Origin of the sequence: Streptomyces corchorusii (assembly GCF_001514055.1) — a bacterium.
Lineage (GTDB): Bacteria > Actinomycetota > Actinomycetes > Streptomycetales > Streptomycetaceae > Streptomyces > Streptomyces olivaceoviridis.
Genome location: NZ_KQ948356.1, coordinates 554,712 through 580,596 on the forward strand (window position 1 = coordinate 554,712; position 25,885 = coordinate 580,596).

Here is a 25,885-nt window from a genome sequence, read left to right on the forward strand (position 1 = left end):
GTTGCCGATCGCCGACCCTAGCTTCCGGGGTGGAGGTGATGCTCGATGAACGAGCAGAACGACACCCCGTCGGAGCAGCCGACGGGAGCGAAGCAGGACGCGATCGACATCAACGACTTCGTGTTCGCGGCCACGGGGGCGCGGGTGCGGAGGCTGACCCTGCCGAGCGGGGAGCACTGGTTCCCGGCGGTGGACGTCGGAGTGCATCTCGGCTACGTGAACACGCGGCAGGGCGTCCATTGGCATGTTGCAGCAGATTGCGAGCGCAGCCTCGGCGACCTTGTGCGAACCGTCTATGGGACAGAGACTTCGCGCAACATTGCAGGTCACGGCCTCAAAAAGTCGATGCGCATGGTGAATCTCCGTGGACTCATCCAGCTCGTCAACGGTTGCACCAAGCCGGAGTGCGCACCGTTCAAGGAATGGGTGAGCGAGGTCATCGAAACCATCCAGCGCGACGGTTCCTACGTGCTCGACCCCGCCCCCGTACAACCCTCCCCGGACGGCACCACCGCCTACCTCATGCCCCAGCAGGTCGCCGACGCGATCGTCCGGTTGGAGGAACGGAACATCCGGGCGGACGAGGAACTGGCGGTCGCGCGGATCGAGCGGATCGAGCAGATGCGCCGGACCAACGAGCACCTGGGGCGCATCACCGATCAGCTGGGGCTGACCAACGAGCACCTGGGGCGCGTCAGCGACCATCTGGGCCGGACCAACGACCACCTCGGCCGCGTCAACGACCGCCTCGGCACTCTCGCCGACCGTGTCGGTGGTGTGCACGACGTGCTCGGGCGGCTCGCCGACTCGCTGGACGTCATCGCGGACCGGCTGCGGCCGGCCGGTCCCGCCCGCTCGGCGGTGACTCCTCAGCGGCTCCTCGCGACCTGGCGGGCGAAGAACCTCGTCGTGACCGAGGACGTGCACGCCGTGGCCGCCTACCTCGCCCCGGCGCTGGTCCACGGGCCGGTGCACTGCCGGCTGGAGGAGGTCGCGGACCGGACGGGGCTCACGCTCGACCGGGTCCACGACTGCGTGCGCATGCTGCTCAAACGGGGGTGCATGCGGCAGGCGGGAGTGGGGGCCGGGGGCCTGCCGGTGTACGTGCTGCCGTAGCCGAGCACCTGAGGAAGGCCCGAAGTCGCAAAACGTAGTTGCGGCTTCGGGCCTTCGCCCACCGTACCCCCGCTCATCGCCCTCGGGCAGTTGTCAGACCCACGTCCTACCCTCAGGAGTGATGGCACAGGTCTGGAAGTGCACGGGACTGCGGTGGGCGGCAGGTGGTCCGGTGCTGGAGTGGGACGGTGGGCGGCGCAGTGCGCTGCCCCGGGGGAAGCGGGTCGCCTTCGCGGTGCCGGAGGGGGGAGGGCGTACGTGTGCGGGGGCGCGGGGGCATGCCTGTCCGGTGCGGGCCGCGGTGCCGGGGCGGAGTACGGGGGCCCGGTGCGAGGAGTGCGCGCGGCTGGACCGGGCGCACTCCGTGGCCGCCGACACGATCGCCGACGATCCACGGCCGTACCGGGTGTATCTGGCGTGGTTCGGGCCGGGGATGGTGAAGGTCGGCATCACCGCCGTCGAGCGGGGGCCGGCCCGGCTGCTGGAGCAGGGCGCGGTCTGCTTCAGCTGGCTCGGAACCGGTCCGCTGATGGCCGCCCGGCGCACCGAGGAGCTGTTGCGGGCGGCGTTGCGGGTGCCGGACCGCATTCCGTACGCCGAGAAGCGGGCGGTGCGGTCGGCGCTGCCGGGGACGGAGGCCGAACGGGCCGCCGAGGTGCGGGAGCTGCACGCGCGGGCCGTCGCGCTCAGCGGATGGCCGGAGTCGCTGCGGCCCGAGCCCTGCGAAGTGGGCGACCAGGTAAGGGCTTTCGGGCTCGGTGCGGGGGCGGAGGCGTTCGGGGAGGTGGTCGCACTCGTTCCCGGCGGGGGTGTGAGCGGTGAGCTGGTCGCGGTCGCCGGGCCCGACCTCCATCTGGCGGTCGGCGGTCGCGGGGCCGTCGTGCTGGACACGCGGCTGATGACCGGCTGGGAGCTGGTGCCGTCGGAGTCGGCGGCGGCCGGATGCGCGTTTCCCGTGCGGGAGTTCAGAAGGGAACCCGACGGGTTGTTCTGACCCGGGCGTTCCCTGAGAGGCGCCTGTGCGTTTCTCAGGGAAATCACAGATTCGTGAAAGCGTGTTCTCAGAGGGCACCGACAAGGTGTCCAGCATGACCACGACCTCGCCCCAGGGGCGCACCGAACTGCTGAGGCCGGACGGGAGCCCCGTCCGCGTGCTGGTGGTGGACGACGAGATGTCGATCACCGAACTGCTGAGCATGGCCCTTCGCTACGAGGGCTGGCAGATCAGGAGTGCGGGGGACGGACAGGGGGCCATCCAGACGGCCCGTGAGTTCCGTCCCGACGCCGTCGTGCTCGACATGATGCTGCCGGACATGGACGGGCTGAGCGTCCTCGGCCGGCTGCGGCGTGAGCTGCCCGATGTGCCGGTCCTCTTCCTCACCGCCAAGGACGCGGTGGAGGACCGTATCGCCGGGCTCACCGCCGGCGGGGACGACTACGTCACCAAGCCGTTCAGTCTCGAAGAGGTCGTCGCGCGGCTGCGCGGGCTGATCCGCCGGTCGGGGGCCGCCGACCGGCGGTCCGACTCCGTGCTCGTCGTGGGCGATCTGACCCTGGACGAGGACAGCCACGAGGTGTCCCGGGGCGGGGAGAACATCCATCTGACCGCCACCGAGTTCGAGTTGCTGCGCTTCCTCATGCGCAACCCCCGGCGGGTGCTGAGCAAGGCGCAGATCCTGGACCGCGTGTGGTCGTACGACTTCGGCGGGCAGGCCAATGTGGTCGAGCTGTACATCTCCTATCTGCGGCGGAAGATCGACGCCGGGCGGGAGCCGATGATCCACACCCGGCGGGGGGCCGGTTATCTGATCAAGCCCGCCGTGTCATGAGCGGGCGGCGACGGCCGGGTCCGCAGCGGCGGCGGAAGCGACGAGTCCGACAGCCGCGCACGTTGCGGACGCGGCTCGTCGTCGCGTCCGTGACGCTGATCGCCGTGGTGTGCGCCGTGATCGGCACGGTCACCACGCTGGCGCTGCGCTCACACCTGTACGAACAGCTCGACGGGCAGGTGGCGGAGGCCGGCAAGCGCCTGTCGGGACCCGTGAAGCCCGGCGGCATGAACGATTCCGGGCTGACGGACCGGCTCACGGGCTTCGTCAAGGGGCCGACGCAGCGGAAGACCATCGCCGCCGAGGTCGGGCCCGACGGCACGGTCACCCGGGCGGTCATCGCCAGGCGGGCCGACACCGACGACGGCCCCTTCCAGCGGAACGACGCAGTCCCCCTCAGCGACGAGCAGAAGGCCGCCCTGGGCAAGGTGCCCACCACGGGCACGCACACCGTCGTCATCCCGGGCCTGGGCGAGTACCTCGCGCGGTACGTCGCCGGAGCCGGGGGCACCTACTACGTCGCCCTGCCGACCGAGACGGTCGGCAACACGATCGACACCCTGATCCTCGTGGAGATCAGCGTCACCGCCGCCGGTCTCGTCGCCGCGGCCATCGCGGGGTACGTGCTCGTCGGCGTCGCCACCCGGCCCCTGCGCAAGGTCGCCGCCACCGCCACCCGGGTGTCCGAACTGACGCTGCACACCGGCGAGGTGAACCTCAGCGAGCGGGTCCCGGAGTCGGAGTGCGATCCGCACACCGAGGTCGGCCAGGTCGGTGCCGCGCTCAACCGCATGCTGGACCACGTCCACGGCGCCCTGCACGCCCGGCAGCAGAGCGAGACGCGGGTACGGCAGTTCGTCGCCGACGCCAGCCACGAACTGCGCACGCCGCTCGCCTCCATCCGGGGGTACGCCGAGCTGACCCGGCGCGGGCGGGAGCAGGTCGGCCCCGACACGCGGCACGCCCTGGGGCGGATCGAGTCGGAGGCGGGGCGGATGACCCTGCTGGTGGAGGATCTGCTGCTGCTCGCCCGGCTGGATGCCGGACGGCCGTTGCAGTTCGAGCAGACCGATCTCGTCCCGCTCGTCGTGGACACCGTCAGCGACGCCCGCGCGGCCGGCCTGGACCACGTCTGGCGGCTCGAACTGCCCGATGAACCGGCGCCGGTGTCGGCGGACGCGGCCCGGTTGCAGCAGGTGCTGGTCAACCTGCTGGGCAACGCCCGCAGTCACACGCCGCCCGGTACGACGGTCACCGCGCGGGTGCGGCGGAGCGGGCCGTGGATGTGCGTGGACGTCGAGGACAACGGGCCGGGGATCCCGGCGGAGTTGCTGCCGCACGTCTTCGAGCGGTTCGCCCGCGGGGACTCGGCGCGCTCGCGCGCCACCGGGTCCACGGGGCTCGGGCTCGCGATCGTGCAGGCGGTGGCCGCCGCGCACGGCGGTGCCGTGACCGTGGACAGCGTGCCCGGCCGCACGGTGTTCACCGTGCACCTGCCCGCCCTCGGCCCGGCCGTGCCCCGGCAGCAGCCCGCAACGCGCCGGGGATCGGACTCACAGGCACAGCACAGTGCCACCACATCGCTGCGACAGGGGAGTTGAGAAGAGTCGGTGCCATGCGAACCGACTCTTCTCCCGGCACCCTGCCGGCGCGGGAGCACCTCCCGGCCGGAGACGCCGGTACGCCTGTCCTGGACGTAGTGATCCCCGTCTACAACGAGGAGAAGGACCTCCAGCCGTGCGTCCGCAGACTGCACGAGCACCTCACGCGCACCTTCCCGTACGCGTTCCGCGTCACGATCGCGGACAACGCGTCCACGGACACCACCCCGCTGGTGGCGGCGCGGCTGGAGGCGGAGATCCCGGAGGTCCGCAGCGTCCGCCTGGAGCAGAAGGGGCGGGGGCGGGCGCTGCGGACCGTGTGGTCGGCGTCGGACGCCCCGGTCCTCGCCTACATGGACGTCGACCTGTCCACCGACCTCAACGCCCTGCTGCCGCTGGTGGCGCCGCTGATCTCCGGTCACTCCGACCTGGCGATCGGCTCCCGGCTCGCCCGCACCTCCCGGGTCGTGCGCGGCCCCAAGCGGGAGTTCATCAGCCGGGCCTACAACCTGATCCTGCGCGGCTCGCTCCAGGCCCGCTTCTCGGACGCGCAGTGCGGGTTCAAGGCGATCCGGCGCGATGTGGCGCAGGTGCTGCTGCCGCTGGTGGAGGACACCGGGTGGTTCTTCGACACGGAGATGCTGGTGCTCGCCGAGCGGGCCGGGCTCCGGATCCACGAGGTGCCGGTCGACTGGGTCGACGACCCCGACTCCACCGTGCACATCGTGAAGACCGCGACCGACGACCTGAAGGGCGTGTGGCGGGTCGGCAAGGCGCTCACCACCGGTTCGCTGCCGCTGGACCGGCTGACCCGGCCCTTCGGTGACGACCCGCGCGACCGCGAGCTCACCGACGTGCCCCGGGGACTCGCCCGCCAACTGGTCGGCTTCTGCGTCGTGGGCGTCCTGTCGACCCTCTTCTACCTGCTGCTGTACAGCCTCTTCCGGCAGTTCTGCGGCTCGCAGCCCGCCAACGCGCTGGCGCTGCTGGTCTCGGCCGTGGCCAACACGGCCGCCAACCGCCGGCTCACCTTCGGGGTGCGCGGCCGGGGCGGTGCGGTACGGCACCAGGCGCAGGGCCTGGTCGTGTTCGGTATCGGTCTCGCGCTGACCAGCGGTTCGCTCGCCGCCCTGAACGCGGCCACGGACAGCCCGGCGCACTCCACCGAACTGGCGGTGCTCATCGCGGCCAACCTGGCGGCCACCGTGCTGCGGTTCCTGCTCTTCCGCGCCTGGGTCTTCCCGGAGCGCCGGGAGTCCGTCCCGTCCCCGGTGGCCGCCCCGGCCCCCCGCACGGCGGCTCCGTACGCACCCGCCCCCCGCACGGCGGCTCCGTACGCACCGCTCCCGCAGCGGCCGGTCGCGCCGCCGCAGCCGTACCAGACCACTCAGTTCCGCGCCGGTGAGGCCGCGGACGGCAACTGGAGCGGCGTCACCGACGCGACCATGCGGTTGCAGCCGGTGCGCCCTCATGACACCGACCCGGGGGATGCCCGATGACCACGCACTACGACCCGCCGACGACGGGGCACGGCGCCGCGGCCGACTGGGGACCGCCGCCGACCGCGCCCCCGCGGGGCCCCCAGGCGGGTGAGCCGAGGCAGCCGTTCGTACGGAGACTGTGGCGCGGCCGGCCCGAGGACCCCCGCTGGGTGCGCCCGGCCCTGCTCGGCCTGCTCGCCACCACCCTCGTGCTGTACGTCTACAACCTCAGCGCCTCGGGCTACGCCAACTCCTTCTACTCCGCGGCCGTCCAGGCGGGCAGCAGGTCCTGGAAGGCGTTCTTCTTCGGCTCGCTGGACGCCGGCAACGCGATCACCGTGGACAAGCCGCCGGCCTCGCTGTGGCCGATGGAGCTGTCGGTCAGGGTCTTCGGCCTGGACTCGTGGGCGATCCTGGCGCCCGAGGTGCTGATGGGCGTGGCGACGGTCGCCGTCGTGTACGCGGCCGTACGCCGCCGGTTCAGCCCGGTGGCCGGTCTGACCGCGGGCGCGGTGCTGGCGCTCACGCCGGTCGCGGCGCTGATGTTCCGGTTCAACAACCCGGACGCGATGCTGGCCCTGCTGATGTCGGTGGCCTGCTACCTCGTCGTCCGGGGTCTGGAGGACGGCCGTACGAAGTGGCTGGTGTGGGCCGGGGTCGCGATCGGCTTCGCGTTCCTCGCCAAGACGCTCCAGGCGTTCCTGATCCTGCCGGCGCTGGCGGTCGTGTACGCGGTGTGCGCGCCGGTGCCGCTGCGGAAGCGTTTCGGTCAGCTGGCCGCGGCGACGCTCGCGCTGGTCGTCTCGGGCGGCTGGTGGGTCGCGGTCGTCGAGCTGTGGCCGGCGTCGTCCCGCCCGTACATCGGCGGCTCGCAGAACAACAGCTTCCTGGAGCTGACCTTCGGGTACAACGGGCTCGGCCGCCTCAACGGCGAGGAGACCGGCAGCGTGGGCGGCGGCGGTGGCGGCGCGGGCGGCTCCGGCATGTGGGGCGAGACCGGCTGGGACCGGATGTTCAACTCCGAGATCGGCGGCCAGATCTCCTGGCTGCTGCCCGCGGCGCTGATCCTGCTCGTCACCGGCCTGGTGGCCACCCGCAAGGCCCGCAGGACGTCCGTCACCCGCGCCTCGTTCCTGGTCTGGGGCGGCTCGCTGCTGATGACCACGGTGGTCTTCAGCTACATGGCCGGCATCTTCCACCAGTACTACACCGTGGCTCTCGCCCCCTATCTCGCGGCCGTCGTCGGCATGGGCGCCGGGCTGCTGTGGGAGCGGCGGCGACAGCCGTGGGCGTCGATCGCGCTCGCCGCGTCCGTGGTCGCGGCGGCGGCCTGGGGGTACGTGCTGCTCAATCGCACCCCCGACTACCTGCCCTGGCTGAAGTGGCTGGTCCTGGTCGGCGGGCTGACCGCGGCGCTCGGCCTGGTCTTCGCCGGCCGGATCTCCCGGCGACTGGCGCTCGGCGTGGCGGCGGTGGGTCTCGTGGCCGCGCTGGCCGGACCCACGGCGTACACCCTGAGCACGCTCCAGGAGGGCCACACCGGTTCGATCGTCACGGCAGGCCCGGCGGGCGCGAGCGTGATGGGCGGCCGGGGCGGGGGTCCCGGTGGCGGTATGCGGGGCGGCTTCGGCGGCGGGATGCCGGGCGGACAGGGGCAGCGGAACCAGCAAGGTCAGCAGGGCAACGGCTTCCCGGGCGGCGGCTTCGGCGGGGGCACCCCGACGCAGCCGGGGCAGCAGGGCCAGCGGAACGGCAATGGCTTCGGCTTCCCCGGCGGCCGGACGGGTGAGGGCGGCATGGGCGGCGCCGGTGGCGTCGGCGGCCTGCTGAACGGCGCGAGCGTGTCGTCCGAGGCCGAGAAGCTGCTGGCGGAGGACGCCTCGAAGTACACCTGGGTCGCCGCGTCCGTCGGCTCCCAGAACGCGGCCGGCTACCAGCTCGCCACCGGCGACCCGGTGATGGCGATCGGCGGCTTCAACGGCACGGACCCGTCCCCGACACCGGCCCAGTTCAAGAAGTACGTCGAGGAAGGGAGGATCCACTACTTCATCGCCGGCGGCGGCATGGGCGGCGGCAACGGCGGCACCGCCTCGCAGATCAGCTCGTGGGTCCAGAGCACGTTCAAGAAGGTGACGGTGGGATCGGCGACCTTCTACGACCTCACGCGGAAGGCGAGCGACTGAGGGCAGCCGACTGACCGGGAAATGCGTTGTACACCGTATAGCGGCAGCTATACGGTGTACGGCATGTCCACCCCCCAAGGCCACCCCCAACGCTGGCTGATCCTCGGCGTCATCTGTCTGGCGCAGCTCACCGTGCTGCTCGACAACACGGTCCTGAACGTGGCCATCCCCTCCCTGACCCGCGAACTCCACGCGCAGACCTCCGACATCCAGTGGATGATCAACGCGTACTCCCTGGTGCAGTCGGGCCTGCTGCTCACCGCGGGAAGCGCCGCCGACCGCTACGGCCGCAAGAAGATGCTGATCACGGGGCTCGCCCTGTTCGGCGTGGGTTCGCTCGTGGCCGGACTCGCCGACAGCACCGGCCGGCTGATCGCCGCGCGGGCCGGGATGGGCATCGGCGGCGCGCTGTTGCTGACCACCACCCTGGCCGTGGCGATGCAGATCTTCTCCCCCGAGGAGCAGCCGAAGGCGATCGGCATCTGGAGCGCGGTCAACGCGCTGGGCTTCGCCGGCGGCCCGCTGATCGGCGGCTTCGTGCTCGACCACTTCTGGTGGGGCGCGATCTTCCTCGTCAACATCCCGGTCGCGGCGCTCGGCCTGGTCGCGGTGGTGGCGCTCGTACCGGAGTCGAAGAACCCCCGGGGTGACCGCCCGGACCTGCCGGGCGCGGTGCTGTCCACCATCGGCATGGCCTCGCTGGTGTACGCGATCATCTCCGGGCCGAGCCACGGCTGGACGTCGGCGCGCGTGCTCGGCACGGCGGCCGTGGCGGTGCTCGTGCTGAGCGCCTTCGCCTGGTGGGAGAGCAGGGCCGACGAGCCGATGCTCGACCTCCACTTCTTCCGGGACCCGCGCTTCACGGGGGCGGTCGCCGGGGCGGTGCTCATCGTGTTCGGCATGGGCGGCGCGTTGTTCCTGCTGACACAGCACCTTCAGTTCGTGCTCGGGTACGGGCCGCTGGAGGCCGGCCTGCGGACCGCTCCGCTGGCGCTGACCGTGGTGGCGCTCAACTTCACCGGGCTGTCGGCGAAGTGGTCGGCACGGCTGGGCACGCCGGTGTCGATCGCGCTGGGGATGGTGTGCATGGCCGGGGGCCTGGTGTCGATCGCGGAGGTGGACTCCGGGGGCTACGCGGGGACCCTGCTCGGGCTGCTGCTGATCGGCGCGGGCTGCGCGGTGGCGAACCCGGCGATGGCGCACGCCATCATGAGCGCGATTCCTCCGGAGAAGGCGGGGGTGGGGGCCGGGATCAACGGCACCCTCGCCGAGTTCGGCAACGGGCTCGGGGTGGCCGTACTGGGCGCGGTGCTCAGCTCTTCGGTCGCGTCCGGGGAGCCCCTGTCCGCGGCCCTGGGGGCCGGTCAGCTCGTGGGGGCCGTCGCCGTGCTGGTCGGGGGGTTCGTGGCAGCGGGACTGCTGCGGCGGGCGGAGCGGGTGTCCGCCTAGGTCCTGTCGTTTGGATCAGGCCGGCTACAAGGAGCGGTGCCATCGAGCCGAGCCGAGCGGGGCCTGGTGCGTGCAGATGCAAGGCGGAGGAGGGCGACAACGCGGAGCGTTGGCAACCGACGACAACGCGGCAGATGTGCGTGCCAGGCCCCGCGACGCCGGGATGATCCAAACGACAGGGCCTAAGTGCTCGGGGGCAGGGGTAGTCGGGCGACCGTGGTACGTCGTGGTCGCCCACATCCCCCTTAGGTTGGGACAGTGAGCGGAATCGAGGAAGGGCCGCCGGTGACGAAGCAGGCAGGTCGGTCGGCACGGGACAGCGTGTGGCTGGAGGGCAGGGCCCGGCGCGGTGGGCGCAGCGGGCAGCCGTCCGGGCTGGACCGGGAGCGGATCACCGCGGCGTCCGTGCGGCTGCTGGACGCCGAGGGCCTCGCCAAGTTCTCCATGCGGCGGCTGGCGGCCGAGCTGAACGTCACCGCGATGTCCCTGTACTGGTACGTCGACACCAAGGACGACCTGCTCGAACTCGCCCTGGACGCGACCTACGCCGAGCTGCGGCTGCCCGACCCGGACAACGCGGACGAGGACTGGCGGGACCAGCTGCGCGCGCTGGCCACCGCGTACCGGGCGCAGCTGGTCCGCCATCCGTGGCTGTCCCCGCTGGCCGGGCGCTTCCTCAACATCGGCCCGAACTCCCTGGCGTTCTCCCGGGTGATCCAGCGGGTCGTCCGCCGGGCCGGGCTGCCGGCGCACGGGGTGACCGGGGCGATCTCGGCGGTCTTCCAGTTCGTGTACGGCTTCGGCACGATCGAGGGTCACTTCCTCACCCGGATAGCGGACACCGGGCTGAGCCCCGACGAGTACTTCGAGCAGGCCATGTCCATGGTGGACGAGGTCCCCGGGACCGCCGACGTGATGAGGGAGTCCAAGGACCTCATGGCGGCGCGCGGCGGCGACACGGTGGCCGAGATGCTGGACCGTGACTTCACCTTCGCGCTGGACCTGCTGATCGCGGGCATAGAGGCGATGGTCACCCGCGGCTGACTCCCCCTCGGCCACGGGCCGCCGCCCGCACGGCGTCAGCCCGGGGCGGCGACTACTCGGCGGACCGGGATGGCGGCTACTCGGAGACCAGTCGTGCCGGGAAGCCGCCGGTCGCCACCGGGCCCCATCGTTGCGGGGTCACCCGGATGATGGACTTGCCCTGCTTGATCATTGCCTGGCGGTACTCGTCCCAGTCGGGGTGTTCGCCGGCGATGTTGCGGTAGTACTCCACCAGCGGTTCCACCGAGTCGGGCGTGTCGATGACCTCGGCCGTGCCGTCGATCTGGACCCAGGGGCCGTTCCAGTCGTCGCTGAGGACGACCAGGGCGACCCGGGGGTCCCGCTTGGCGTTGCGGGTCTTGGCCCGCTCGGGGTAGGTCGAGACGACGATCCGGCCGGAGTCGTCGACGCCGCAGGTCAGCGGGGACGCCTGGGGGGAGCCGTCGGCCCGGCGCGTGATCAGCAGGGCGCGGTGCCGGGGGCGTACGAAGTCCAGCAGCTCGTCCAGCGACACACGGGTGTTGGTAGCGATGTTCGGTGCCATGGGGGCAGCCTAGGGGCAGCGGGTGCCCCGGTGGCTGACCCTGCTGTGCCTATGTCTACGCCTGGGGCAGGGAGTCGCCCTGCACCGCCTGGATGTCCAGCTCCACCTTCAGCGTGGTGCCGATGGCGGCGATGCCCGCCTGGAGGACCTGGTTGTAGTTCATCGCGAAGTCCTCGCGGTGCAGCTCGGTGGTGGCCCGGAACGCGGCCCGGGTGCCGCCCCACGGGTCGGCGCCGGTGCCCAGGTAGGCCAGGTCCAGGTCGACGGGGCGTACCACCCCGTGCAGCGACAGTTCGCCGTGCACGGTCCAGCGGTCGGGGCCGGCCTGCGTCAGTCCCGTGGAGCGGTACGTGATCTCGGGGTGGTTCTCGACGTCGAGGAAGTCCGCGGAGCGCAGGTGCGTGTCGCGCATGCCGTTGCCGGTGTCGATGGACGCGGCCCTGATCACCGCCTCCACCCGGGACTTGGTGACGTCGTCGGGCGCGATCTCGATCGTGCCGCCGAACTCCGTGAACCGGCCGCGCACGCTGGAGATGCCCAGGTGCTGGGCGACCGCGGCGACGGAGGAGTGCGCCGGGTCGACGGTCCAGGGGCCGGGCGGCGGCAGCTCGGTGCCGCCCTGCCGGGCCAGCGTGACCGTGCCGACCTCGGCCCGGCCGCTCGCGGTGACGATCGCGCTGGACGCGGCGGGCGCGTAGCCGACGGCCGTCACGATCACGGTGTACGCCCCCGGCGCCAGCTCGGTGGTGTCCCGTACGGCCCCCTCGGCGTCCGCCTCGGCCCGCAGCACCTGCGTGCCGGTCATGTCGGTCACCGTGACGACCGCGTGCGACACGGCCCACCCGTCCCGCGTACGGATCTTCGCGGTCAGTCCCATCCCGTTTCTCCCTGAAAAAAGCTCAAAAAATGGTCGTATGAGACCGGCCCGTGGCGGGCGCGCCCTCCGCTCAAGGCGCGCGCCGCCACGGGCCGGGGGTGAACTACTCGCCGGGGTGGGCGAGTTCGATGTCGTGGCCGTCGGCTCCGGCGCCGGAGACGGTCAGGGCCGTCGCCACCGGCGGGTAACCCGTCGCGATGACGGTGTACTCGCCGCTGTCCAGGTCGGTGAAGGCGTACGCCCCGTCCGTGCCGGTGGTGGCGGTGCCGACCACGTTGCCGGCCTGGTCGACCAGGGTCACCCGGGCGTCGGCCAGCGGGCCGTGCGGGGCCCGGACGACACCCTGGAGCCGGGCGCCGGCGTCCAGGTCGACCTCGATCCGGGTGACGCCGGTGGCGCCGACCTCGACCGGCAGGGCGCGCGGCCGGAACCCGCTCGCGTTGACCGCGACGGTCACGGTGCCGGGCACCAGGTCGGTGAGGGCGAAGTCGCCCTGCTCGCCGGTGGCGGCGGTGGCCAGCAGGTCACCGCGGACATCGGTGACGATCACCATCGCGTCCTTGACCGGCAGCGCGCTGCCCGCGGCCCGGACCACACCGGTCAGCCCGCTGGTGCCGCTGAGCAGGATGTCGTACGACAGCGGTTCCTCGCCCACCACGACGGTGGAGGCCTGCGGCTGGTAGCCGTCGGCGGAGGCGATCAGGACGTAGCTGCCGGTGCCCGGGGCGTCGAGCGTGTAGGAACCGTCGGCCTGGGCGACCGCGCGGCCCAGCTGGCGGCCGGACAGCGAGATCAGGGTGACCGCGGCCTGCGGGACCGGAGCGCTCTCGGCGCCGCGGACGAAGCCGTGCACCGGGGTGCCGCCGGAGCCGCCGGAGCCGCCGGGCTCGGCGATCGTGGCGACGGCCGCCATCGGCCGGGTGGCGGTGGCCGTGCCGTCGGAGGCGGTCTCGGTGGTGGCGGCGACCGCGGCCGGGACCGGTGCGGCGGCCGGGGCCTGCGCCTCGGCGACGGCCGGCGCGGCGGCCGGGTCGGTCACGGGGGCCTTGCCCTCGGCGGCCTGTGCGAGCGCGCCCTTGGTCTTCAGCGGGACCTCCTTGATGAACAGCGTGATCAGGAAGGCGATGGCGGCGAGGCAGCCGGCGATCATGAAGACGTCGGCGATGCCGTGGCCGTAGGCGCTCTCCAGCAGCGTCCGGATGGGCTTCGGGAGCGCGTTCATGTCCGGGATGCTGTCGGTCGAACCGGAGCCGCCGGCCAGGGCCTTCTGGTACTTGGGGCTGAGGTCGGCGACGCCGTCCTGGACGTAGTGGGTGATCCGGCGGGACATCACGGCACCCAGCGCGGAGACGCCGACCGCACCGCCGAGGGAGCGGAAGAAGGTGACCGTGGAGCTGGCCGAGCCGAGGTCGGCGGGGGAGACCTGGTTCTGCGTGGCGAGGACCAGGTTCTGCATCATCATGCCGATGCCGAGACCCAGCAGCGCCATGAAGATGGCCATCTTCCAGTAGTCGGTGTTGTACCGGATGCCGCCGAGCAGCAGCAGGCCGGCCGTGACCAGCACGCCACCGCTGACCAGCCACGCCTTCCAGCGGCCGGTGCGGGTGATGAACTGACCCGAGACGGTCGAGGAGACGAACAGACCGCCGATCATCGGGATGGTCAGGACGCCCGACATGGTCGGGGACTTGTCGCGGGCCAGCTGGAAGTACTGGCTGAAGAAGACGGTGCCGGAGAACATCGCGATACCGACGAACAGCGAGGCGAGCGACGCCAGCGTGATCGTGCGGTTCTTGAACAGGCGCAGCGGGATGATCGGCTCGCTCGCCTTGGACTCGACGAGCACGAACAGCGCGCCGAGGACGATCGAACCGCCGACCATCGCGTAGGTCTGCCAGGACAGCCAGTCGTACTTGTCACCGGCGAAGGTGACCCAGACCAGCAGCAGGGAGACGGCCGCGGAGATGAGGGTCGCGCCGCCCCAGTCGACCTTGACCTCCCGCTTGACCACGGGCAGGTGCAGGGTCTTCTGGAGCACGATCAGCGCGAGGACGGCGAAGGGGACGCCGACGTAGAAGCACCAGCGCCAGCCCAGCCAGGAGGTGTCGGTGATGACACCGCCGAGCAGCGGACCGCCGACGGTGGCGACGGCGAAGGTGGCACCCAGGTAGCCGGAGTACCGGCCGCGCTCACGCGGGGAGATCATCGCCGCCATGACGATCTGCGCCAGGGCGGACAGACCGCCGACGCCGATGCCCTGGAACACCCGGAAGGTGATGAGCATGCCGGGGTTCTGCGACAGGCCGGCCGCCATCGAGGCGACCACGTAGATGATCAGGGCTATCTGGACGAGAGCCTTCTTGCTGTACAGGTCGGCGAGCTTGCCCCACAGGGGAGTGGCCGCGGTCATCGACAGCAGGGCGGCGGTGACCACCCAGGTGTAGGCGGACTGGCCGCCGCCGAGGTCCCCGATGATGTGCGGCAGGGCGTTGGAGACGATCGTGGACGACAGGATCGCCACGAACATGCCGAGCAGCAGCCCGGACAGTGCCTCCATGATCTGCCGGTGCGTCATCGGGGCGTCGCCGTGGGAGCCTCCCCCGTGCTTGGCGTGAGCCCGCACACCGGCTGGTGTGGTCGTTGCCATGGGCTTCCTTTTCTTACGTGCTTGCGGGTGTACGGGTGGTCTCTTCGTCTACGGGAGCGGGGAGCCGCAGCGGGGCGGACCGGCAGTCGCCGAAGGACGCGCGCAGACGCGTCATCAGCCGGATCAGCTCGCCGACGTCCTCGTCGGTCCAGTCCGCGAGCCGCTCGGCCAGCAGGTGCGTGGTCCGCCGGGACAGGTCGTCGAGCTGGTGCAGGCCCTCCGGCGTCAGGCGCAGGATGCGCGAGCGCTTGTCCGCCGGGTCGGGGTGCCGCTCGATCCAGCCGCGTGCGGCGACGTGCGCGACATGCCGGCTGGTCACCGACATGTCCACGGCGAGCAGCTCCGCGAGCTTGCTCATGCGCATGTCGCCGTGGCGGCCGAGCAGGGTCAGCACGGCGGCCGAGCCGGCCGGGCAGTCGGGCGGCAGGATCCGCCCCATGTCCCGTTTCACGGCTCCGACGGCACTGAGCTGACGCGCCAGCTCTTCAAACTGCGCCTGCCCGGCCATCACACCTCCCGTATTCGTTGCTTGGGGCAACCATAGGACTGCTTGGTTGCTGAAGGCAAACAAACAGGGGTCCGGCGGCGCAAAAACTTGGCAAAGGCAAGTATTGCGATCGTAAATATGCAGGTGACTGCGGGTGGCGTGCCCCCGTCTGTCCCGGTGGCCCCGCACTTGGGTCGGTCACCGGGATTCGCTAGGGTCTCGGGCCATGGCTAACACCCAGGGCCCCCAGGGCAATTACGACCCCGCAGGCAGCACCCAGATGTTCCGCGCGTTCGTCGACGAGGCCCCCCAGGGGCCCCAGCAGCAGGCGGCCTCCTCCGGCCCCCGGGTCGGTCTGATCATCGGCGTGATCGTGGCGCTCCTGGTGGTCGCCGGCGTCGCTTATCTGGCGGTCAAGTAGGACTCACTCCCACCGGACGGAGACGTCCCGCGTCTCGACGCGCATGCCGACCGGCACCCGCCAGGCGTCCACGCACACCGTCCAGGTGGGGCTCCTGTGCGTACCCGGCGCCACCGCTTGCCGGTGTCCTCGGTCACCGGGTCGCCCCAGGAGAGGTCGGCGGGTGCGGCGGGGGCCGTCGTACGGCTCGGAGCGGGGGCCTGGCTCGGTGAGGCCGCCGGCGGAGTCGTACGGCCGTCCGGGCCGCCGTGGGGTGCCGGGGCTGCCCTCGCCGGTCGGTGCCGGCGCCGGCACCGGTGGCGCGGAGCGCGGGTCACCGGACGCGATCGGTTCCTCCGTACACGCGGCGGAGCCGGTCCCGCGCGGGGCCGTCCCGGGGTGCGCCGCGGCCCTCGTCCCCGTCGAGCGGCACGAGGATCACCGACCCGGACGGCGCCGCGGCCGTCGGGCCGCCCGGCCCCGCGCCGACCGCCGTGTAGCCGCCGCCCGGACCACCGCCCGCGCACGCGGCGAGCATCCCGCCCAGACAGACGACGGCCGCCGACGCTGCCGTAACGGCGCCTCGGCGGCCACGCGTCCATGCCGTCGTACGAAGCATCCCGGTACGAGGCATCCGGTCATGGTGGCTGACGCCTCGTCGGACGGGAAGCCGACGGGAAGCGTCAGTCCGAGATCAGACCTTCCCGCAACTGCGCCAGCGTCCGGGTCAGCAGACGGGAGACGTGCATCTGGGAGATGCCGACCTCCTCGCCGATCTGCGACTGGGTCATGTTGGCGAAGAAGCGCAGCATGATGATCCGGCGCTCCCGGGGCGGGAGCTTGGCCAGCAGCGGCTTGAGGGACTCCCGGTACTCCACGCCCTCCAGGGCCGTGTCCTCGTAGCCGAGCCGGTCGGCGAGCGAGCCCTCGCCGCCGTCGTCCTCGGGGGCCGGGGAGTCGAGGGAGGAGGCGGTGTAGGCGTTGCCGACCGCGAGGCCGTCGACCACGTCCTCCTCGGAGACACCGAGCACGGCGGCCAGCTCGGTCACCGTGGGGGAGCGGTCCAGCTTCTGGGACAGCTCGTCACTGGCCTTGGTGAGGGCCAGGCGCAGCTCCTGGAGCCGGCGCGGGACGCGCACCGACCAGGAGGTGTCGCGGAAGAACCGCTTGATCTCGCCCACGACGGTCGGCATCGCGAACGTCGGGAACTCCACGCCCCGTTCGCAGTCGAACCGGTCGATCGCCTTGATCAGGCCGATGGTGCCGACCTGGACGATGTCCTCCATCGGTTCGTTGCGCGAGCGGAACCGCGCCGCCGCGTAGCGGACCAGCGGCAGGTTCAGCTCGATCAGGGTGTCCCGGACGTACGCCCGCTCGGGGCTGTCCTCGCCCAGCGCGGCCAGGCGCAGGAACAGCGAGCGGGACAGGGTGCGGGTGTCGATGGCGGCCGTGACCTGCGCGGCCGGGACAGCTTCGGCGGCCGGGCCGGCGGCCGGGGACGGCACGGCTTCGAGGGCCGTGACACCCTCGAAGCCGTCGAGGACGTCGAGAGCGTCGAGCTCCTTGGGCGCTGCCTCGCTCAGCGTGGGCGTCAGCACCTTCGAGCTGCCCTGGTCTGCGGACATGCCACCCCCTTTGGGTCGCGGGACGGTCGCGGCGGCGCCGTCTCTTTCCGAGCGACGCAGCCTTCACCTGAATACCGGAGCCGGAGCCCCGGCAAACGCGCTTCCCGCAGAATGTCACATGTCGGCAACGCGCTGTACCGACATGTCGACATGTCAGATCGGAATCGGCCCTGCAAACAAGGGGTCTGACGGGATTTCGGGGCCGAAGTGTCGGCAACAGCCCTGGTGAGCGATTCGCCCGCGCCGGTTAACGCTCGATCGGGTTTGCGATGCAGTGGTGTTCGGGGCGTGCTTCCGTGCGCCCGCTATGCATCAGCCGCCACGGCGTCTGCTGCGGTTATGCGTCGATCCGATTTGCGGAACGCAGCCGCTGGAAGCTACGGGCGAGGAGGCGCGAGACATGCATCTGGGAGACGCCGAGTTCCGCGCTGATCTGTGACTGGGTGAGATTGCTGTAGTAGCGCAGGAGGAGGATGCGCTGTTCTCTCTCGGGGAGCTGGACGAGGAGGTGGCGGACCAGGTCGCGGTGTTCCACGCCGTCCAGGGCCGGGTCCTCGTAGCCGATCCGGTCGAGCAGTCCGGGCAGCCCGTCGCCCTCCTGGGCGGCCTCCAGCGAGGTGGCGTGGTACGAGCGTCCCGCCTCGATGCAGCTCAGCACCTCGTCCTCGCTGATCCGCAGCCGCTCGGCGATCTCGGCGGTGGACGGCGAGCGGCCGTAGAGCGTGGTCAGGTCCTCGGTGGCGCTGTTGACCTGCACCCACAGCTCGTGCAGCCGGCGCGGGACGTGGACCGTGCGGACGTTGTCCCGGAAGTACCGCTTGATCTCGCCGACCACGGTGGGCATCGCGAAGGTGGGGAACTGCACGCCCCGGTCGGGGTCGAAGCGGTCGATGGCGTTGATCAGCCCGATGGTGCCGACCTGGACGACGTCCTCCATGGGCTCGTTGCGGGAGCGGAAGCGGGCGGCGGCGTAGCGTACGAGCGGGAGGTTCGCCTCGATCAGCGCTCCCCGCACCCGGTTGTGCTCCGGCGTGCCGGGGGTGAGGTCCTTCAGTTCGGCGAACAACACCTGGGTCAGGGCCCGGGTGTCCGCGCCGCGGCGCTTCTCGGGGGCCGGCGGGGTCGGAGTGGGCGCCTCTTCCTGGGGCGGCGCAGTACTGGCCGACACGGTCAACGCCACCTCTTCATCGGTCAATCATCCGTCAAAAGCGGTCATAGCATCACAAGACATGTGCACCGTGTGCAAGCACCCGATAACCTCGTGTTGTGGTTCAAACGCTGATGAATTGGGTACGCATCGCACGAAAAACCCCTCGCCGGACGGCGAGGGGTTCCGGCGGGCGCGGGGCTCAGAACGGGTAGTCGGCGATCACCCAGGTGGCGAACTCCCGCCACAATGCGACGCCCGCCTGGTGGGCCGGGTGCTCCAGATAGCGCTTGAGGGCGTCGGCGTCCTCGACGGCCGAGTTGATCGCGAAGTCGTAGGCGATCGGCCGGTCGCTGATGTTCCAGGCGCACTCCCAGAAGCGCAGCTCCTCGATCTGGCCGCCGAGGGCCCGGAAGGCCTCCGCGCCCGCCACGACCCGCGGATCGTCGCGCTCGACGCCCTCGTTGAGCTTGAAGAGGACCAGATGGCGGATCATGGGGTGTGCCTCAGCTCTTTCCTCCGTGGGCGACCCAGGTCATGAAGTCGCCGACGGCCTTCGCGGCGTCCGATATGCCCTCGAAGCCTATCTGCACGTAGTCGGCCGCCTTGGCCGGATCCGTGATGATCACGTACAGCGCGAAGACCACGAGCACGTACACGGCGATCTTCTTGGCGTTCACCGCCATCGCGGCCTCCCCTGTACCAGCGCCCTCGGGCCCCTGCTGCCCGCCGGCCGCGAGTGTAACGTTCGGCCTTCCGTGTACGGCCAACAGCGCGCCGTCCCACGCGGCTTGTGTCCGGAACGCGCGAAAGGCCCCGTCGTTCGACGGGGCCTTTCGGTGAGCGGTAGCGGAGGGATTTGAACCCTCGGTGACTTGCGCCACACTCGCTTTCGAGGCGAGCTCCTTCGGCCGCTCGGACACGCTACCGAGGGAGACCCTACAGCACGGGGGGCCGTGGTTCGAAATCGATATCCGGCGGCGGCTCAGCGGGCACGGAAGAACTCGGTGAGCAGCCGCGCGCACTCCGCCGCGAGCACGCCCTCGATGACCTCCGGCCGGTGGTTGAGCCGGCGGTCGCGCACCACGTCCCACAGGGAACCGGCCGCGCCCGCCTTCTCGTCCCGGGCGCCGTAGACCACCCGGTCCACCCGGGACTGGACGAGCGCGCCCGCGCACATCGTGCACGGCTCCAGCGTGACGACGAGCGTGCAGCCGGTCAGCCGCCACTCGCCGAGCCGGGCCGCCGCCCGCCGGATCGCCAGGACCTCGGCGTGGGCCGTGGGATCACCGGTGGCCTCACGCTCGTTGTGCCCGGCACCGAGCACCGTCGTACCGTCCGGGGACAGCACGACGGCGCCGACCGGGACGTCCCCGCCCCGGACGGCCAGCCCGGCCTCGTCCAGGGCGAGCCGCATCGCGGCCCGCCAGGGGTCCCGCACCGGGTCCGGCGTGCCCCGCGCCCGCTGTGGCGTGGTCAGCGGACGGTCTCCAGCACCTCCGAGGCGCCCAGGGCCTCGGCGATCGTGTTCAGCGCGTCGTCGGCGTCCAGCGCGCGCAGCTCCTTCTCGCTGATGCCCAGGTCGTCCAGGATCTCGCTGTCGCCCACCGGGCTGTGCGGCACCGCGTCGCCGGCGGCACCTTCCTCCTCGTCGTCCTCGGACTCGCCGTCCTCGGTGCCGTCGAGGTCCAGGGCGTCCAGGTCCGGGCCGTCGTCCGCGCCGGGCTCCCGGCCGAGCAGCTCGTCGGTGAGCAGCAGCTCCCCGTACGCGCTGCGCTGGGCGGCGGCGGCGTCCGAGACGTAGATGCGAGGGTCGTCCTCGCCGTCCACGCGGACGACGCCGAACCAGGCGTCCTCCTGCTCGATCAGGACGAGCACCGTGTCCTCGTCGGGAGAGGCTTCCCGGGCCAGGTCGGCCAGATCCGACAGGGTCTCCACATCGTCGAGCTCTGTGTCGCTCGCTTCCCACCCGTCTTCGGTGCGCGCGAGCAGTGCGGCGAAGTACACCGTGACTCTCCCACTGGTCATAGGCGTGCCGGTTGGGGGTCCCCCCGGCGGAGGTACTTGGGCGGAGAGAGCTGGGCTCCGAGCCCCACCCACTCGGAATCGTGGCAGAAACAAGCCGTCCAGGGGACGTCTTCGGCTCCCTGTGTCTGGCTGTTTCGATCGTGGATCCGTGATCGGCTCACCAGCGCGCTCATTGCCGCCACCTGCGGATCGTACGCGGCTTTTCCCGGCGCTCACGCACGCCCGCCTCCCGACACCGGCGCGGGCGTGGCTCCTTCGTCCCACGAACGGCCGTGGATCTACCAGCGGAACGTCCGCATACGCATCGCGTGGCGCAGCCGTGCGGCCTTGGCGCGTCGGGGCTGGACCCGGGCGCGCAACGCACGCGCTTCGGCGAGTTCCCGCAGGAACTGCGCCCGGCGGCGCCGGCGTTCGGTCTCGCTCTCGGGCTTGTCGGAATCGGTCCGCGCGGAGCGCGCAGCGGGGCCGGCCGTGTCGCCGGTGGGCCCGGAGGCGTCCGCGGGCAGGTCAGGCAGGTCAGACACGTCACACCACCCCAGTCCGTCCCTCCCACTTTCCCCCGGATGGCCGGTTTGACGCCAGCGTGAGGGCGGTCCGGGGCGCAGGTACCGTTAGGGGCATGCGTCTCCATGTCGTCGACCACCCCCTGGTCGCCCACAAGCTCACCACTCTGCGCGACCAGCGCACGGACTCCGCGACCTTCCGGCGGCTCGCCGACGAACTGGTCACCCTGCTCGCCTACGAGGCCACGCGGGACGTGCGCACCGAGGCCGTCGACATCCAGACGCCGGTCGCGGTGACCACCGGCGTCAAGCTCGCCCGTCCCCGCCCGCTGGTGGTGCCGATCCTGCGGGCCGGTCTCGGCATGCTGGACGGCATGGTCCGGCTGCTGCCGACGGCCGAGGTGGGCTTCCTGGGCATGATCCGCAACGAGGAGACGCTCCAGGCGTCCACGTACGCCACGCGCATGCCGGAGGACCTCTCGGGCCGCCAGGTGTACGTCCTCGACCCGATGCTGGCCACGGGCGGCACGCTGGTCGCGGCGATCCAGGAACTGATCAAGCGCGGCGCCGACGACGTCACGGCGGTGGTCCTGCTGGCCGCTCCCGAAGGCGTCGAGGTCATGGAGCGGGAGCTGGCGGGGACGCCGGTCACCGTGGTCACGGCGGCCGTCGACGACCACCTCAACGAGCTCGGGTACATCGTGCCGGGGCTGGGGGACGCGGGGGACCGGCTCTACGGGGCGGCGGAGTAGGTCTTCGCCCCCCCCGGGGTGCGGCTCGATCGCCCCTTCCCTTCAGCAGCTCTTCTTCGGGGAGGCCGTCGGGGCGGGCTCGCTCAGCTTGGCCAGGGCCTGATCGGCCGCCCCCTGCTTGGCCAGCCCCTTGAAGGCGTCGCCGATGACGAGGTCGAGGTCGGCCGTCCTGCGGCTGTCGGCGCGCAGTTGCGCACCGTCGAGCTGGGTGCCGAGGACGCGCAGTGAGGTGTCCCGCGCGGCGGCGGAGCCGAGGAGTATCCCGGCGCCCTTGACCTTCTTGTCGTACTGCTTCGACGCGTTGCCCACGTCGCCGATCTTGAAGCCGCGTTTCCTCAGCTCGTCCGCGGTGGTCTTGGCGAGCCCCGTGCGCTTGGTCGCGTTGTAGACGTTCACGGTGATCTGGCCGGGCCTGGGCAGGGCGTGCACCCGGGCCGCCGGGGCCGCGGCCGTTTTGGTCCGGCAGTCCTTCGTGGCGCCTGTCGCCGTGTACTTGTCGCCGCCTCCGGTGAAGACGTCGACGAGCTGGAGCGTGCCCCAGCCGATCAGGCCGAGTGCGGTGACGGACGCCACCGCGACGGCCACGAGCCTGCCGCGCCGCCGGGGCGGACGCATCCGAGGGTATTTGTCCCCCGTGACGCGGTACTGGCCGCCCATGCCGGGGGGAGTCAGCATGCTCATGGGCGCAGCGTAGTGCGCCCGAGCGGCGATGCCTATCAGATGATCAGTCGATGCCGCTGGATGCCGCCCAGCGGAACCCGAAAGGGCCAACGGCCCTGCCGCGCCGGGTCAGTCGAGTTCGAGCACGCGCGCGTGCAGCACCTGGCGCTGCTGGAGGGCGGCGCGGACCGCGCGGTGCAGGTCGTCCTCCAGGTAGAGGTCGCCCTGCCACTTCACGACGTGCGCGAAGAGGTCGCCGTAGAACGTCGAGTCCTCCGCCAGCAGGGTCTCCAGATCGAGCTGCTGCTTGGTGGTGACGAGCTGATCGAGGCGGACCGGGCGCGGCGCGACGTCCGCCCACTGCCGGGTGCTCTCCCGGCCGTGGTCGGGGTACGGCCGGCCGTTTCCGATGCGCTTGAAGATCACACGGAAAGCCTACCGGCCAAGACGTTCCGGGCGCAGCCATGGCGACGGAGTGCGAGGCTTGAAAAGATGGATCAAACCGGGCATATCGGTAACTACGGGGACAGGGGTCGGAGATGAGTGACAGCGAGACCGTGCCGCCCGCCGGCCCGCGGGGGGCGCCCGCACTGCCCGAAGAGGCCCGGAAGATCGCCGCCGGTTACGCCTTCACCGGCCCCGCGCTCGATCTCGGTGCCCTCCTGTGGGACGGGGCGTGTCGCGCCGACGCGCCGGTCCGCATCCCGCTGTCCGTGCTCAACCGGCACGGGCTGGTCGCGGGCGCCACTGGCACCGGCAAGACCAAGACCCTCCAGCTGATCGCCGAGCAGTTGTCGGCCCAGGGCGTGCCCGTGTTCCTCGCGGACATCAAGGGCGACCTGTCCGGCATCGCGCGGCCGGGGCAGCCGAACGAGCGGGTGCGCAAGCGGTCCGCCGACGTGGGCCAGGAGTGGGCCCCGGCCGGCGTCCCGGCGGAGTTTTTCGCGCTGGGCGGCCTCGGCCACGGCATCCCCGTACGGGCCACCGTCACCAGTTTCGGCCCCGTGCTGCTGTCCAAGGTGCTCCGGCTGAACCAGACCCAGGAACAGTCCCTCGGCCTGATCTTCCACTACGCCGACACCAAGGGCCTGGAGCTGATCGACCTCAAGGACCTGCGCGCGGTCGTCGCCTTCCTCACCTCCGACGAGGGCAAGGCCGAACTCAAGGGCATCGGCGGCCTGTCCGGTGCCACGGCCGGGGTGATCCTGCGCTCCCTGACGGCCTTCGAGGCGCAGGGCATGGCGGACTTCTTCGGCGAGCCGGAGTTCGGCACGGCGGACTTCCTGCGCACGGCGGAGGACGGCCGGGGCATCGTCTCGGTCCTGGAACTCGCGGCGGTCCAGGACAGACCGCTGCTCTTCTCGACGTTCCTGATGTGGCTGCTCGCCGACCTCTTCCACGACCTGCCCGAGATCGGCGACGCCGACAAGCCCAGGCTGGTGTTCTTCTTCGACGAGGCGCACCTGCTGTTCGACGACGCGTCCAGGGCGTTCCTGGAGTCGATCACCCAGACGGTCCGCCTGATCCGCTCCAAGGGCGTCGGCGTCTTCTTCGTCACCCAGACGCCCAAGGACGTGCCCGGCGACGTCCTCGGCCAGCTCGGCAGCCGCGTCCAGCACGCCCTGCGCGCCTTCACCCCCGACGACCACAAGGCCCTGCGGGCGACCGTGCAGACCTTCCCGAGGTCGGCGTACGACCTGGAGGAACTGCTCACCGGGCTGGGCACCGGCGAGGCCGTGGTGACCGTGCTCGGCGAGACCGGCGCCCCGACCCCGGTCGCCGCCACCCGGCTGCGCGCCCCGCGGTCCCTGATGGGCCCGGTGGACCCCGCCGAACTGGACCGGGCGGTCCGTGACTCCCCGCTCCACGACCGTTATGCACAGGCTGTGGACCGCGAGTCGGCGTACGAGCGGCTGAGCGCCGCCCGGCCGGCGGAACAGCCGCGGGAGCCGGCCGCCGCGCGCGCTCCCCAGGAGGAGCCGTCGCTGGTCGAACAGGTCGTCGGCAGCGGGATGTTCAAGTCGCTGGCCCGTTCGGTCGGCACCCAGCTCGGCCGTGAGATCACCCGCTCCCTCTTCGGCACCGCCCGGCGGAGGCGGTAGTCCGCCCCCGCCGGTGCCGGGTCAGCGGTCCCGCTCCTCGGGCGACCGCTGGGGTTCCGGTGTCCGCTGGTCCGGCCGGGATGCCGTACCGCGCCGGGCCTCCGCGCGCAGCAGGGCGCGCAGGACGGCGTAGGGATCCTTGGGCATGGCTGTGCTGCTCCTTGCGTCGAGCCGACTGACCTTGCGGGGACGCGGGTCCGTCAGCAGCGCAGGACCACCGTGCGCAGCAGGGGCGCGGTGTACGGCGCCCGGGGCGCGGCGGGGCCCGGCCGGGCCGCCGCAGCGGCGGGCGCCGGGACGGGGAGGGGTGCGAGGCGTTCGGGCGTGTCGGCCCGGTGGATCGCGCGGGCGGGCGGCCGTAGCGGTGTGTCGAGGACATCGTGCTCGGCCGTCTCGGCGGCCACGGCGAGGTCCGGCACCGCCTGGGCCGGCACGTGCGCGCCGGGCACCCACAGGGCGAGGAGCAGCACGAGGACGCGTAGCCAGGTACGGCCCCGGGGCGTGCTCCTGCTCCTGCTCACACCCCCTGTTTTCCCGCGGCACGCGGGAAGCGCAGCACGTCGGGGACGAGATCCACCCGTCCGGAGTACGTGGGTGGGAGAGAGGTTTACGGCGGTGGCCGTCGCGGGGCGGGGCATGGGCGTCGGGCCGGGGTCGCAGCGGGGAGTACGGCGTTGGTCACAGGGTCTGCGGTACGTGGCGCGCCCGGCGGCGGATGCCGAACGCGGTCACGATCTCCACGATGCCCACCACGACCAGCCAGATCCCGCCGACGAGGGTCAGCACGGCGACCGACTTGAACGGCGAGTCGATGAGCACGATCCCGGCGATGAAGGTCAGGATCCCGAGGAAGATCTGCCAGCCCCGGGCGGGCATCCGGGAGTCGTGCACGGCGGCCAGGGTCTGCGTGATGCCGCGGAAGAGCCAGCCGATGCCGATCCACAGGGCGAGCAGCAGGATCGACTGCATGGGCCCGCGGAAGCAGAACAGGCCGAGCAGGATGGACAGCGCGCCGCTGATGAAGGCGAGGACGCGCAGGGAGGTCGCCCGGTGCGTGCCGAACGCGGCCACCAGTTGGAGGACCCCGCTGTACAGCAGGTAGAGGCCGAACAGCACACCGGCGGCCACCAGGGAGGGGCCGGGCCAGACCAGCACCAGGACGCCGAGCACCAGGGAGCCGACCCCGGTGAGCAGGACGATCTGCCAGGCGGCCCGCGACAGGGCGTGCAGCGGGCCCTCGAACGGCGGCTCCGGCTCGTGGTGGGTGCCGGGCGGCGCCGCGGCGGGGTGGCCGCCCGGTGACGCCCCCGCGTGAACGTGCCGGTCGTCGTACGCACGGTCCCGCTCGGGACCGCTGCTCGGTACCTCGCTCATGCCCCATGCTGAGACCGGCCGGGCGGCGCGGGCCAG

28 protein-coding genes and 1 tRNA gene are annotated in these 25,885 nt (G+C 71.7%); 11 read left to right on the plus strand and 18 right to left on the minus strand.

Annotated elements, in window-relative coordinates; translation table 11 throughout:
* The first annotated feature begins 45 nt into the window (after positions 1 to 45).
* The 8 genes from AQJ11_RS18045 (at position 46) to AQJ11_RS18080 (ending at position 10,703) form a co-directional block, all read left to right on the plus strand.
* Positions 46 to 1,116 carry a BRO-N domain-containing protein gene (locus tag AQJ11_RS18045; RefSeq protein ID WP_059263723.1) on the plus strand — a complete coding sequence of 357 codons (1,071 nt, stop codon included), beginning with the start codon at positions 46 to 48 and terminating at the stop codon, positions 1,114 to 1,116.
* A 121-nt stretch (positions 1,117 to 1,237) separates the two neighbouring features.
* A complete protein-coding gene (locus tag AQJ11_RS18050) occupies positions 1,238 to 2,110 on the plus strand; it encodes a DUF2797 domain-containing protein (protein WP_107120843.1) in 873 nt (290 codons plus the stop codon).
* 94 nt (positions 2,111 to 2,204) lie between these two features.
* Positions 2,205 to 2,945, plus strand: coding sequence for a response regulator transcription factor (locus AQJ11_RS18055; RefSeq protein ID WP_041665962.1), 741 nt, complete (start codon positions 2,205 to 2,207; stop codon positions 2,943 to 2,945).
* Positions 2,942 to 4,546, plus strand: coding sequence for a HAMP domain-containing sensor histidine kinase (locus tag AQJ11_RS18060; protein ID WP_208616548.1), 1,605 nt, complete (start codon positions 2,942 to 2,944; stop codon positions 4,544 to 4,546). The genes AQJ11_RS18055 and AQJ11_RS18060 overlap by 4 nt, the downstream gene beginning before the upstream one ends.
* Positions 4,547 to 4,560: 14 nt before the next feature.
* A complete protein-coding gene (locus AQJ11_RS18065; RefSeq protein WP_059263725.1) occupies positions 4,561 to 6,045 on the plus strand; it encodes a bifunctional glycosyltransferase family 2/GtrA family protein in 1,485 nt (494 codons plus the stop codon).
* The gene (locus AQJ11_RS18070; RefSeq protein ID WP_107120844.1) at positions 6,042 to 8,210 is read left to right on the plus strand and encodes an ArnT family glycosyltransferase; all 2,169 of its coding nucleotides are present in this window, start codon (positions 6,042 to 6,044) and stop codon (positions 8,208 to 8,210) included. Before AQJ11_RS18065 ends, AQJ11_RS18070 begins: the two co-directional genes overlap by 4 nt.
* A 63-nt stretch (positions 8,211 to 8,273) precedes the next feature.
* A complete protein-coding gene (locus AQJ11_RS18075; RefSeq protein WP_244218282.1) occupies positions 8,274 to 9,659 on the plus strand; it encodes an MFS transporter in 1,386 nt (461 codons plus the stop codon).
* A gap of 285 nt (positions 9,660 to 9,944) precedes the next feature.
* The gene (locus AQJ11_RS18080) at positions 9,945 to 10,703 is read left to right on the plus strand and encodes a TetR/AcrR family transcriptional regulator (RefSeq protein WP_208616549.1); all 759 of its coding nucleotides are present in this window, start codon (positions 9,945 to 9,947) and stop codon (positions 10,701 to 10,703) included.
* 76 nt (positions 10,704 to 10,779) lie between these two features.
* On the opposite strand, the gene AQJ11_RS18085 is transcribed toward AQJ11_RS18080, so the two are convergent.
* The 4 genes from AQJ11_RS18085 to AQJ11_RS18100 form a co-directional block, all read right to left on the minus strand.
* On the minus strand, positions 10,780 to 11,247 hold the full coding sequence (locus AQJ11_RS18085) for a PPOX class F420-dependent oxidoreductase (RefSeq protein ID WP_059263727.1): 468 nt from the start codon (positions 11,245 to 11,247) through the stop codon (positions 10,780 to 10,782).
* Positions 11,248 to 11,302: 55 nt separating this feature from the next.
* Positions 11,303 to 12,124, minus strand: coding sequence for a YceI family protein (locus AQJ11_RS18090; protein WP_014673646.1), 822 nt, complete (start codon positions 12,122 to 12,124; stop codon positions 11,303 to 11,305).
* A 103-nt stretch (positions 12,125 to 12,227) separates the two neighbouring features.
* Complete coding sequence (locus AQJ11_RS18095) at positions 12,228 to 14,699, minus strand: MFS transporter (RefSeq protein WP_059263788.1); 2,472 nt, start codon at positions 14,697 to 14,699, stop codon at positions 12,228 to 12,230.
* Between the two features lie 85 nt (positions 14,700 to 14,784).
* A complete protein-coding gene (locus tag AQJ11_RS18100) occupies positions 14,785 to 15,279 on the minus strand; it encodes a MarR family winged helix-turn-helix transcriptional regulator (protein WP_014673644.1) in 495 nt (164 codons plus the stop codon).
* Positions 15,280 to 15,484: 205 nt separating this feature from the next.
* Between AQJ11_RS18100 and AQJ11_RS18105 the strand changes: the two genes are divergently transcribed.
* Positions 15,485 to 15,679 carry a hypothetical protein gene (locus tag AQJ11_RS18105; RefSeq protein ID WP_059263728.1) on the plus strand — a complete coding sequence of 65 codons (195 nt, stop codon included), beginning with the start codon at positions 15,485 to 15,487 and terminating at the stop codon, positions 15,677 to 15,679.
* 313 nt (positions 15,680 to 15,992) lie between these two features.
* Here AQJ11_RS18105 and AQJ11_RS51100 read toward each other — a convergent pair whose 3' ends face one another.
* The 9 genes from AQJ11_RS51100 to AQJ11_RS18155 form a co-directional block, all read right to left on the minus strand.
* Positions 15,993 to 16,292, minus strand: a complete 300-nt coding sequence (locus AQJ11_RS51100) for a hypothetical protein (RefSeq protein ID WP_244218283.1) — start codon at positions 16,290 to 16,292, stop codon at positions 15,993 to 15,995.
* Between the two features lie 49 nt (positions 16,293 to 16,341).
* The gene (locus AQJ11_RS18120; protein WP_014673642.1) at positions 16,342 to 17,283 is read right to left on the minus strand and encodes an RNA polymerase sigma factor SigF; all 942 of its coding nucleotides are present in this window, start codon (positions 17,281 to 17,283) and stop codon (positions 16,342 to 16,344) included.
* Between the two features lie 337 nt (positions 17,284 to 17,620).
* Positions 17,621 to 18,457, minus strand: a complete 837-nt coding sequence (locus AQJ11_RS18125; protein WP_041665339.1) for an RNA polymerase sigma factor SigF — start codon at positions 18,455 to 18,457, stop codon at positions 17,621 to 17,623.
* A gap of 175 nt (positions 18,458 to 18,632) precedes the next feature.
* Positions 18,633 to 18,926 carry a Dabb family protein gene (locus AQJ11_RS18130; protein ID WP_014673640.1) on the minus strand — a complete coding sequence of 98 codons (294 nt, stop codon included), beginning with the start codon at positions 18,924 to 18,926 and terminating at the stop codon, positions 18,633 to 18,635.
* Positions 18,927 to 18,936: 10 nt separating this feature from the next.
* On the minus strand, positions 18,937 to 19,116 hold the full coding sequence (locus tag AQJ11_RS18135) for a hypothetical protein (RefSeq protein WP_014673639.1): 180 nt from the start codon (positions 19,114 to 19,116) through the stop codon (positions 18,937 to 18,939).
* Between the two features lie 158 nt (positions 19,117 to 19,274).
* Positions 19,275 to 19,359: transfer RNA gene (locus tag AQJ11_RS18140), tRNA-Ser, on the minus strand.
* 56 nt (positions 19,360 to 19,415) lie between these two features.
* A complete protein-coding gene (gene tadA, locus AQJ11_RS18145; RefSeq protein WP_015493289.1) occupies positions 19,416 to 19,847 on the minus strand; it encodes a tRNA adenosine(34) deaminase TadA in 432 nt (143 codons plus the stop codon).
* 59 nt (positions 19,848 to 19,906) lie between these two features.
* The gene (locus tag AQJ11_RS18150) at positions 19,907 to 20,437 is read right to left on the minus strand and encodes a tRNA adenosine deaminase-associated protein (protein ID WP_014673637.1); all 531 of its coding nucleotides are present in this window, start codon (positions 20,435 to 20,437) and stop codon (positions 19,907 to 19,909) included.
* A gap of 299 nt (positions 20,438 to 20,736) precedes the next feature.
* Entirely contained in the window at positions 20,737 to 20,982 is a 246-nt protein-coding gene (locus AQJ11_RS18155) for a hypothetical protein (protein WP_014673636.1), read from the minus strand.
* Between the two features lie 95 nt (positions 20,983 to 21,077).
* Between AQJ11_RS18155 and upp the strand changes: the two genes are divergently transcribed.
* Positions 21,078 to 21,713 carry a uracil phosphoribosyltransferase gene (gene upp / locus AQJ11_RS18160; RefSeq protein ID WP_014673635.1) on the plus strand — a complete coding sequence of 212 codons (636 nt, stop codon included), beginning with the start codon at positions 21,078 to 21,080 and terminating at the stop codon, positions 21,711 to 21,713.
* Between the two features lie 42 nt (positions 21,714 to 21,755).
* Here the strand turns inward: upp and AQJ11_RS18165 are convergent, their stop codons facing one another.
* Together AQJ11_RS18165 and AQJ11_RS18170 are read right to left on the minus strand one after the other, a co-directional pair.
* Positions 21,756 to 22,394 carry a LytR C-terminal domain-containing protein gene (locus AQJ11_RS18165; RefSeq protein ID WP_244218284.1) on the minus strand — a complete coding sequence of 213 codons (639 nt, stop codon included), beginning with the start codon at positions 22,392 to 22,394 and terminating at the stop codon, positions 21,756 to 21,758.
* Positions 22,395 to 22,502: 108 nt separating this feature from the next.
* The gene (locus tag AQJ11_RS18170) at positions 22,503 to 22,799 is read right to left on the minus strand and encodes a type II toxin-antitoxin system VapB family antitoxin (protein WP_059263731.1); all 297 of its coding nucleotides are present in this window, start codon (positions 22,797 to 22,799) and stop codon (positions 22,503 to 22,505) included.
* A gap of 113 nt (positions 22,800 to 22,912) precedes the next feature.
* Here AQJ11_RS18170 and AQJ11_RS18175 point away from each other — a divergent pair, with 113 nt between their 5' ends.
* Positions 22,913 to 24,475: a helicase HerA-like domain-containing protein gene (locus AQJ11_RS18175; RefSeq protein ID WP_059263732.1), complete on the plus strand. Its 1,563-nt coding sequence runs from the start codon at positions 22,913 to 22,915 to the stop codon at positions 24,473 to 24,475.
* Positions 24,476 to 24,496: 21 nt separating this feature from the next.
* Here the strand turns inward: AQJ11_RS18175 and AQJ11_RS52130 are convergent, their stop codons facing one another.
* From AQJ11_RS52130 to AQJ11_RS18185, 3 genes are all read right to left on the minus strand, one after another.
* Positions 24,497 to 24,622 (minus strand): hypothetical protein, encoded by a 126-nt coding sequence (locus tag AQJ11_RS52130; RefSeq protein ID WP_257726427.1) that lies wholly within the window; start codon positions 24,620 to 24,622, stop codon positions 24,497 to 24,499.
* 53 nt (positions 24,623 to 24,675) lie between these two features.
* A complete protein-coding gene (locus tag AQJ11_RS18180; RefSeq protein ID WP_159061673.1) occupies positions 24,676 to 24,996 on the minus strand; it encodes a hypothetical protein in 321 nt (106 codons plus the stop codon).
* Between the two features lie 157 nt (positions 24,997 to 25,153).
* Positions 25,154 to 25,849 (minus strand): HdeD family acid-resistance protein, encoded by a 696-nt coding sequence (locus AQJ11_RS18185; RefSeq protein WP_014673630.1) that lies wholly within the window; start codon positions 25,847 to 25,849, stop codon positions 25,154 to 25,156.
* Positions 25,850 to 25,885: the final 36 nt, after the last annotated feature.

Excerpts from the sequence above, each read along its gene's own strand:
- AQJ11_RS18175 (WP_059263732.1), top strand. The coding sequence starts at position 22,913 with ATGAGTGACAGCGAGACCGTGCCGCCCGCCGGCCCGCGGGGGGCGCCC.
- AQJ11_RS51100 (WP_244218283.1), bottom strand. The coding sequence starts at position 16,292 with ATGCCTCGTACCGGGATGCTTCGTACGACGGCATGGACGCGTGGCCGC.
- AQJ11_RS18135 (WP_014673639.1), bottom strand. The coding sequence starts at position 19,116 with ATGGCGGTGAACGCCAAGAAGATCGCCGTGTACGTGCTCGTGGTCTTC.
- AQJ11_RS18105 (WP_059263728.1), top strand. The coding sequence starts at position 15,485 with ATGGCTAACACCCAGGGCCCCCAGGGCAATTACGACCCCGCAGGCAGC.
- AQJ11_RS18065 (WP_059263725.1), top strand. The coding sequence starts at position 4,561 with ATGCGAACCGACTCTTCTCCCGGCACCCTGCCGGCGCGGGAGCACCTC.
- AQJ11_RS18050 (WP_107120843.1), top strand. The coding sequence starts at position 1,238 with ATGGCACAGGTCTGGAAGTGCACGGGACTGCGGTGGGCGGCAGGTGGT.
- tadA (WP_015493289.1), bottom strand. The coding sequence starts at position 19,847 with ATGCGGCTCGCCCTGGACGAGGCCGGGCTGGCCGTCCGGGGCGGGGAC.
- AQJ11_RS18100 (WP_014673644.1), bottom strand. The coding sequence starts at position 15,279 with ATGGCCGGGCAGGCGCAGTTTGAAGAGCTGGCGCGTCAGCTCAGTGCC.
- AQJ11_RS52130 (WP_257726427.1), bottom strand. The coding sequence starts at position 24,622 with ATGCCCAAGGATCCCTACGCCGTCCTGCGCGCCCTGCTGCGCGCGGAG.
- AQJ11_RS18130 (WP_014673640.1), bottom strand. The coding sequence starts at position 18,926 with ATGATCCGCCATCTGGTCCTCTTCAAGCTCAACGAGGGCGTCGAGCGC.
- AQJ11_RS18070 (WP_107120844.1), top strand. The coding sequence starts at position 6,042 with ATGACCACGCACTACGACCCGCCGACGACGGGGCACGGCGCCGCGGCC.
- AQJ11_RS18045 (WP_059263723.1), top strand. The coding sequence starts at position 46 with ATGAACGAGCAGAACGACACCCCGTCGGAGCAGCCGACGGGAGCGAAG.
- upp (WP_014673635.1), top strand. The coding sequence starts at position 21,078 with ATGCGTCTCCATGTCGTCGACCACCCCCTGGTCGCCCACAAGCTCACC.
- AQJ11_RS18095 (WP_059263788.1), bottom strand. The coding sequence starts at position 14,699 with ATGACGCACCGGCAGATCATGGAGGCACTGTCCGGGCTGCTGCTCGGC.
- AQJ11_RS18075 (WP_244218282.1), top strand. The coding sequence starts at position 8,274 with ATGTCCACCCCCCAAGGCCACCCCCAACGCTGGCTGATCCTCGGCGTC.
- AQJ11_RS18055 (WP_041665962.1), top strand. The coding sequence starts at position 2,205 with ATGACCACGACCTCGCCCCAGGGGCGCACCGAACTGCTGAGGCCGGAC.
- AQJ11_RS18185 (WP_014673630.1), bottom strand. The coding sequence starts at position 25,849 with ATGAGCGAGGTACCGAGCAGCGGTCCCGAGCGGGACCGTGCGTACGAC.
- AQJ11_RS18090 (WP_014673646.1), bottom strand. The coding sequence starts at position 12,124 with ATGGGACTGACCGCGAAGATCCGTACGCGGGACGGGTGGGCCGTGTCG.
- AQJ11_RS18165 (WP_244218284.1), bottom strand. The coding sequence starts at position 22,394 with ATGAGCATGCTGACTCCCCCCGGCATGGGCGGCCAGTACCGCGTCACG.
- AQJ11_RS18085 (WP_059263727.1), bottom strand. The coding sequence starts at position 11,247 with ATGGCACCGAACATCGCTACCAACACCCGTGTGTCGCTGGACGAGCTG.
- AQJ11_RS18120 (WP_014673642.1), bottom strand. The coding sequence starts at position 17,283 with ATGTCCGCAGACCAGGGCAGCTCGAAGGTGCTGACGCCCACGCTGAGC.
- AQJ11_RS18060 (WP_208616548.1), top strand. The coding sequence starts at position 2,942 with ATGAGCGGGCGGCGACGGCCGGGTCCGCAGCGGCGGCGGAAGCGACGA.